8 protein-coding genes are annotated in these 6,364 nt (G+C 69.8%); 2 read left to right on the forward strand and 6 right to left on the reverse strand.

Features of this window, described 5'->3' with window-relative positions; genetic code table 11:
* Positions 1-69 precede the first annotated feature (69 nt).
* Positions 70-444: a hypothetical protein gene (locus AC3WLF_RS21450; protein ID WP_492320001.1), complete on the reverse strand. Its 375-nt coding sequence runs from the start codon at positions 442-444 to the stop codon at positions 70-72.
* Between the two features lie 232 nt (positions 445-676).
* Between AC3WLF_RS21450 and AC3WLF_RS21455 the strand changes: the two genes are divergently transcribed.
* Positions 677-1,561, forward strand: a complete 885-nt coding sequence (locus AC3WLF_RS21455) for a DODA-type extradiol aromatic ring-opening family dioxygenase (RefSeq protein WP_492320000.1) — start codon at positions 677-679, stop codon at positions 1,559-1,561.
* A gap of 6 nt (positions 1,562-1,567) precedes the next feature.
* Here AC3WLF_RS21455 and AC3WLF_RS21460 read toward each other — a convergent pair whose 3' ends face one another.
* The 5 genes from AC3WLF_RS21460 to AC3WLF_RS21480 form a co-directional block, all read right to left on the reverse strand.
* The gene (locus AC3WLF_RS21460; protein WP_492358816.1) at positions 1,568-2,791 is read right to left on the reverse strand and encodes an MFS transporter; all 1,224 of its coding nucleotides are present in this window, start codon (positions 2,789-2,791) and stop codon (positions 1,568-1,570) included.
* Between the two features lie 87 nt (positions 2,792-2,878).
* Complete coding sequence (locus AC3WLF_RS21465) at positions 2,879-4,168, reverse strand: MFS transporter (RefSeq protein WP_492319998.1); 1,290 nt, start codon at positions 4,166-4,168, stop codon at positions 2,879-2,881.
* 97 nt (positions 4,169-4,265) lie between these two features.
* The gene (locus tag AC3WLF_RS21470; RefSeq protein WP_492358817.1) at positions 4,266-4,685 is read right to left on the reverse strand and encodes a VOC family protein; all 420 of its coding nucleotides are present in this window, start codon (positions 4,683-4,685) and stop codon (positions 4,266-4,268) included.
* Between the two features lie 7 nt (positions 4,686-4,692).
* Positions 4,693-5,043 carry a GFA family protein gene (locus tag AC3WLF_RS21475; RefSeq protein WP_013958300.1) on the reverse strand — a complete coding sequence of 117 codons (351 nt, stop codon included), beginning with the start codon at positions 5,041-5,043 and terminating at the stop codon, positions 4,693-4,695.
* A 32-nt stretch (positions 5,044-5,075) separates the two neighbouring features.
* Positions 5,076-5,495, reverse strand: a complete 420-nt coding sequence (locus tag AC3WLF_RS21480) for a GNAT family acetyltransferase (RefSeq protein WP_492319996.1) — start codon at positions 5,493-5,495, stop codon at positions 5,076-5,078.
* 138 nt (positions 5,496-5,633) lie between these two features.
* Here AC3WLF_RS21480 and AC3WLF_RS21485 point away from each other — a divergent pair, with 138 nt between their 5' ends.
* On the forward strand, positions 5,634-6,245 hold the full coding sequence (locus AC3WLF_RS21485) for an HD domain-containing protein (RefSeq protein ID WP_492319995.1): 612 nt from the start codon (positions 5,634-5,636) through the stop codon (positions 6,243-6,245).
* Positions 6,246-6,364: the final 119 nt, after the last annotated feature.

The following is a 6,364-nucleotide window of genomic DNA, read 5'->3' on the forward strand; positions in this document are numbered from 1 at the left end:
ATAGTGAGGGAGCGTCGCGCGAAATCTTTCAGATCGGACTGCTGCCGCCTTAAATCGGCGCGGCGCCGGTCAGGCGGCCGGATGGCGGCGGGTCGACGGTCCGGAGGGCGGGGAGGGCGGCGTAGCCGGCATGGCTGGATGGGTGGGCGCCGGCCGGCGGCGCGTGAGCCACAGCAGCAGCGCACTGGCGGCCCAGCCGGTCACGAACACGGTGTCGCCGGCATGGTTCAGCCAGGTTGCCGCAGCGGGCGTGCCGGCCAGGGATGCCAGCAAGCCGGCCGGCAGGCGCGCCAGGATCCACAGGGCGACGGCGGGCACGCTGCCGTAGACGCCCGGTTGCCACCAGTGGGCCAGGAAGGGAGGGTGCCGCCCGGGGCGGCGCGGGATGCGCGGTACCACCGAAGTCTCCGGCCACACATGGCGCGCGGGGCGTGCCGGTGGCATCAAGGCGTTGCAGGAGCCCCGCCGGATGACACCGCCGGGGGCTCACGGTTGCATCATAGGCCGATCGCCCCTGGCTGCGTTGCCGGTGACCGAGGCGCTGTGTGCGCCACGCCACGCTGGGCCCGGCCGTTCAACTTTTTTGCACGACGTGTCCGCAAATGGCGCCCGTGCCCAGCGCGGATCTTTGCCAAACTGGATGCAGGTACACAAACAGTTTGAAGGTGGTCCTGCCATGCTTCCCTCGCTCTACATCTCCCACGGTTCCCCGATGCTCGCCATCGATCCCGGCCCCACCGGCGCCGCCTTCGATGCGCTGGGCGGGCAACTGCGCACCCGGCGCCCGCGCGCGGTGCTGGTGATCTCGGCGCACTGGATCTACAGCACGCTGGCTGTCACCAGCCGCGAGCGCCAGGAAGCCTGGCACGATTTCGGCGGCTTCCCGCGCGAGCTGTACGCACTGCGCTACGACGCCCCGGGTTCGCCGGCGCTGGCCGGGCGGGTCAAGGCCCTGGTCGAGGCGGCAGCGGTCCCCGGTGCCGGGTTTGTCGGCCAGGACGAAGAACGCCCGCTGGACCACGGCGCCTGGATGCCGATGCGCCACTTCTTCCCGGATGCCGACGTGCCGGTGGTGCAGCTGGCGCTGAACCCCTACTTGTCGCCCGCAACGCAGATCGAGATCGGCCGCGCGCTGGCGCCGCTGCGCGACGAGGGCGTGCTGGTGCTGGCCTCCGGCAGCTTCACGCACAACCTGCAGGAAGTGTTTGGCGGCGGCCGGCGCGACCAGCATGGGCCGCAGGCCGAGCCATATGTGGAAGCCTTCCGCGGCTGGATGGCGGATGCCCTCGACGAGGCCCTGGCCAGCGGCGATACCGGCCGCATTGCCGACTACCGCGCCCAGGCGCCGTATGCGCGCCGCGCGCACCCGACCGACGAGCACCTGCTGCCGTTCTTCGTGGCGCTGGGCGCGGCCTTGGGTCCCCAGGCTGCCAGTGGCGCAGGGCCGGCGCCGGCCAGCGTGTCGCGGGTTGCCGATGAGGTGACCTATGGCGTGCTCGCCATGGACAGCTTCGTGTTCGAGGGCCTGGGCGCCGGCGCACCGCTGCGCGCGGCGGCCTGACGCGCGTTACCGTTCGGCCGGGGCCTGTGCCGCCGGCGTGCCGGCGCGCGCCGGCAGGTAGCGCCGTGCCGAGCGCGCGCCCGCGAGCGCGATCCAGCCCATGGTCAGCGCCACCAGCGCCAGCCCGATGCGCAGGTTGGCCAGGTGCGCGACCCCGCCGATCAGCACCGGCCCCAGCAGCAGCCCCAGGTAGGCAAAGCGCGCCACGCGCGAAATTGCTTCGGCCGGCGCCACGCCCGGCAGCCGCGACGCGGCAACGAAGAAGATCGGCACCATATTGGCCGCGCCCAGCCCCATCAGCGTAAAGCCCGCCAGCGCGGCTAGCGGCAGCGGCACCAGCAGCGCCAGCGCAATGCCGCCAAAGCCCAGCCAGGCACTGCCAGTCAGCGTGGCGCCGTCGCCCAGGCGCGCGCGCAGGCGGTCGCCGCCGAAGCGTCCGCACGCCATCCCGCCCGAGAACGCAGCGTAGCCCAGGCTGATCCAGCCATCGGGCGCCTGCGCCACGTCGCGCATATAGACGCTGGTCCAGTCGTACATCGCGCCTTCGCCGACCAGGCCCAGGAACGCCAGCAGGCCCAGCAGCCACAGCGCGCGCACCGCGTGGTCGCGATGGTGGGCCGCCGATGGCAGCACCGGATGGTCCGCCAGCAGCCCGGGCAGCGTACCCAGCGCCACCGCAGCGGTCACGCCCGCCATCATCGCCGCATGTGCCAGCGGCGCCACGTCCAGTGACAGCACCAGGCCGCCCGCACCCGCGCCGGCCACGCCGCCCAGGCTGAACATGCCGTGCAGCGCCGACATCACGGGCCGCGTGCGGCTGGCCTCGACCGTGGCCGCCTGTGCGTTCATGGCGACGTCGAAAGCCGCATTGGCCATGCCGAACGCCACCAGCGCGGGCAGCAGCAGCCAGAACGATGGCATCGCCAGGATCGCCACCGTGGCCAGCGCAAACAGCAGCCCGCCCGTCATCGACGCCCGTGCGCTGCCCGCGCGCGCTACCCAGCGCCCGACCGGGCCCATCGCCAGGATGGCGCCGCCGGCCACGGCCAGCATCGCCAGCGACAGCATCGCGTCGGACAGGCCGAAGCGTGCCTTGATCGTGGGAATATGCACGCCCCACGTGGCAAAGGTGGCGCCATTGACGAAGAACAGCGCCATGGTGCCGCGCGTGGCGCGCGACACCGTGGCCGGCAAGGGCGCGGAAGCGGTCGGGGAATGCGGCTCAGGCATGGGAGGGTGCGGCAGGGGGGGCGGCGGTGCCCCTGCAAAAGCCGTCATTGTCCCGCATCGGCGCGAGGCGGGTATGACAACGCCGCGCTACCGGCTGGCGGCATCCACGCGCAGCAGCCCGCGCCGGTGCAGCGCGTAGCCGAAGGCCAGCAGCGCGCCCAGCGCCAGCGCCACCATCACCCACAGCATCAGCCAGTAGCCGCCGGCGGCACGCCACAGCAGCGCGCCCAGCCACGGCGCGGCGGCCTGCATCAGCAGCACCGGCGTCATCATCAGGCCGTTGAGCGTGGCGTAGTGATGGCGCGAGATCAGTTCCGGCATGGCCATCGCGCGCAGCATGGTGTTGACGCCGTTGGCGCAGCCGTACAGCACCGCGGCCACCATCAGCCAGGCGCCGTGCCCCAGCGCAAAGCACAGCAGCCCGGCGCCCATCAGCGCATAGACCGGCAGCGACAGCCGCACCGGGTGGCGCACCCCCGCGCGCATCATCAGCATGCGGCCCGCCACCTGGGCCGGGCCGATCAGCGCGGCCACCACCAGTTGCTGCGCCACCGGCATGCCCTTTTCGGTCAGCATCGGGATCAGGTGCGCCCCCAGCAGCGAGGCCACCACCGCGGTCGCGGTAAAGGCCAGCACCACCGCCCAGAACACCGGCTGACGCAGCGTGGCGCGGGCAATGTCGCGGCTGCCGGCCTGGCCGTCGGCGGGGGTCATGCCGGAATAAGTGGGATGCAGCGCGTAGCGCATGCGCGCGTGCAGCGGCGCGCAGACCAGCAGGTTGAGCGCGGCGAAGCCGATCAGCGTCGGGCGCCAGCCCAGATGGATCACCAGCCATTGCGCCAGCGGCACGAAGATAGTGCTGGCAAAGCCGGCCATCAGCGTGACCACCACGATCGGCTTCTGATACTGGTCGCCATAGGCCTGGCGCAGTACCACGAAGGCGGGCTCGTACAGCGTGGTCGCCATGGCCAGCCCGATCGGCACCCACATCAGCAGGAACACCGGCTGCGACGGCGTCCATGCCCACAGCAGCAGACCCAGCCCGGCCAGCACCGAGCCCGCGCCCATCACCTTGCGCGCCGGCGCGCGGTCCAGCAACCGCCCCACCGCGAACGAGCACAGCGCCCACACCAGCAGCCCCAGCGAATAGCCGCCCGCCAGGAAGGGCTTGGACCAGCCCAGGCTGCGGATCATGGGGTCGATGAAAACGGTGAAGGCGAAGAACAGCGTGCCCCAGGAGATGGTCTCGGTCAGGCCGAGGATCCAGACCAGCCGGCGCGGCGGCGTGGCGGGGTGCGCGGGTCCGGTGCGTGCCGGGCTGGCGTCTGGGGCGGTGCTGGCGGCGTCCGCGTCGGAGCTGGCTTCTATTGTTGTCATGGCGGGCCCAGCGGGGTGGTCGCCATGGACGGCGGCGCGTGGGGCCAGTCGGAAATTGTAGCGATCCCGCGCGCACTCCGCGCGCGGGACACGCACGTTACTGTGCGGTCACCGGAACAGGCGGTCCCTTGAGCTCGACCACGTTGCCGTCCGGATCGCTCACATAGAGCGACGGTCCCTTGCCTTCGGCGCCGAAGCGCTGCGCCACCTCGCCGGCATCCACGCCATGCCGCGCCAGGTGCGCCCGCACCGCGTCGGCATCGAACGGGTCGATGCGCAGGCAGAAATGGTCCAGGTTGCGGCCCTGCGTTCCCGGTCCGGCGCCGCCGGCGCGGCCGAGCGGGCCGTCGAGCGCGACCAGGTCGATCAGTCCGCTGCCCGCGCGCAGCTGCGTCAGGCCCAGCTCGGTTTGCTCGCGCTCGACACTGCAGCCGAGCACCTCGACATAGAAGCGCCGCAGCGCGTCAACGTCTGCGCTGCGCAGTACCAGGTGGTCGATGCCCAGGATGCGGAACATGGCGGCCTCAGTGGTGCAGTCCGTCGTAGTCGATGACCTTCAGGCTGTCCAGGTCGACATTGTCCAGGCAGCGCACATTGACCGCGGCCATCGGCTTGCCGTCCTTGTCCTGCCCGTCCGCATACGGACCGCAGCCGCACACCGGGCAGAAGCGGTGCGCGATCTTCATGGTGTTGAAGCGGTAGGTGGAGGCATTGCTCTCCGGCGTTTCCAGCTTGAACGTCGCGCGCGGCACGAACCACAGCAGGTGGCCGCGCCGGCGGCAGATCGAGCAGTTGCAGCGGATCACGCTGGGGATGCTGTCGGCCTCCACTTCGAAGGCAATGGCGCCGCAGTGGCAGCTTCCGTGGAAAGTCATGTCGTCTCCTTGAGGTCGGTCCGGCGTGCCCGCTAAATATCTGGAATCAGTCGTTTGCCCAGGCTGACCACTTCATCGGGCGCATAGCCCAGCTTGTCGTAGAAATCGATCACGGCGCGGTTGCCTGCGCGTACCAGCAAGTTGATCTTGGGGCAGCCCCGCTCGATCAGCAACTGCTCGGCATGCGCCATCAGCATGCGCCCGTAGCCCTTGCCCTGCAGGCCGGGCTGTACCGCCAGATAGTAGACCCAGCCGCGATGCCCGTCGAACCCCACCATGGCAGTGGCGACGGGTTTGCCGTCGATGTCGCCGACCAGGAACAGTTCAGGCTGCTCGGTCAGCTTGCGCGCGATATCACGCTGCGGGTCGTTCCACGGACGGGTCAGGCCGCAGGCCTGCCACAAGGCAATGACGCAGGATTGGTCTTCCGGGCGGAAAGGACGGATCAGCATGCTTGGTGGTGCGCCGCAATATGCCGGCACATTGTTAGCTTTTTGACAGTGTAGCGCCGCTGCGGGTGCCACAATGCCTGCAAAACACGGCGAGACGATGCGCGGCCATCGCGCACGCTGCCACCAAAGGAGACCCGCATGAGCGACACCCACGCGCCTGCACGCGCCACCTTCAGCCATATGGAACACGGCACCCGCGAGGACTGGGCCGCCATCTCCGCCGAATTCATGCCATTCGCGCGGGCGCTGCCGGATCGCGTGCTGGCGCACCTGCGCCTGCTCGATGGCGATTGCGGCGGCTTCCCCGTGGACCGGCTCACGCATTCGCTGCAGACCGCGACACTGGCGCACCGCGACGGCCAGGACGAGGAATACGTGGTCTGCGCGCTGCTGCACGATATCGGCGATACGCTCGGCAGCTTCAATCATCCCGACATTGCCGCCGCCATCCTCAAGCCATTCGTCAGCCCAGAGAACCTGTGGATGGTGGAAAAGCACGGCGTGTTCCAGGGCTACTACTTCTTCCATCACCTCGGCCTGGACCGCAACCTGCGCGAGCAATACCGCAGCCAGCCCGAGCTGTTCGAGCGCACCGCGGAGTTCTGCCGCAAGTACGACGGTGCCGCCTTCATGACGGACTACGACACGCTGCCGCTGTCGTTCTTCGAGCCGATGGTGCGGCGCGTGCTGGCGCAGCCGAGGAATTCGATGTATGTGAAGCCGGGAGAAAAGGAGCTGGCGCGGCCGTAAGGCGACAGCACAACACAACCGACTGTGTTCCCTCTCCCCTCAGCGGTGTATAGACCGGGGACATAGGTAACACCTGTTCGGGGACATGGGTAACACAACTAGACTGGCTGGCAGTGTCT

This window comes from Cupriavidus sp. FW306-01-F10A (assembly GCF_058782785.1).

Coding starts and splice junctions, on each gene's coding strand:
- AC3WLF_RS21450 (WP_492320001.1), bottom strand. CDS start 444: ATGCCACCGGCACGCCCCGCGCGCCATGTGTGGCCGGAGACTTCGGTG.
- AC3WLF_RS21455 (WP_492320000.1), top strand. CDS start 677: ATGCTTCCCTCGCTCTACATCTCCCACGGTTCCCCGATGCTCGCCATC.
- AC3WLF_RS21460 (WP_492358816.1), bottom strand. CDS start 2,791: ATGCCTGAGCCGCATTCCCCGACCGCTTCCGCGCCCTTGCCGGCCACG.
- AC3WLF_RS21465 (WP_492319998.1), bottom strand. CDS start 4,168: ATGACAACAATAGAAGCCAGCTCCGACGCGGACGCCGCCAGCACCGCC.
- AC3WLF_RS21470 (WP_492358817.1), bottom strand. CDS start 4,685: ATGTTCCGCATCCTGGGCATCGACCACCTGGTACTGCGCAGCGCAGAC.
- AC3WLF_RS21475 (WP_013958300.1), bottom strand. CDS start 5,043: ATGACTTTCCACGGAAGCTGCCACTGCGGCGCCATTGCCTTCGAAGTG.
- AC3WLF_RS21480 (WP_492319996.1), bottom strand. CDS start 5,495: ATGCTGATCCGTCCTTTCCGCCCGGAAGACCAATCCTGCGTCATTGCC.
- AC3WLF_RS21485 (WP_492319995.1), top strand. CDS start 5,634: ATGAGCGACACCCACGCGCCTGCACGCGCCACCTTCAGCCATATGGAA.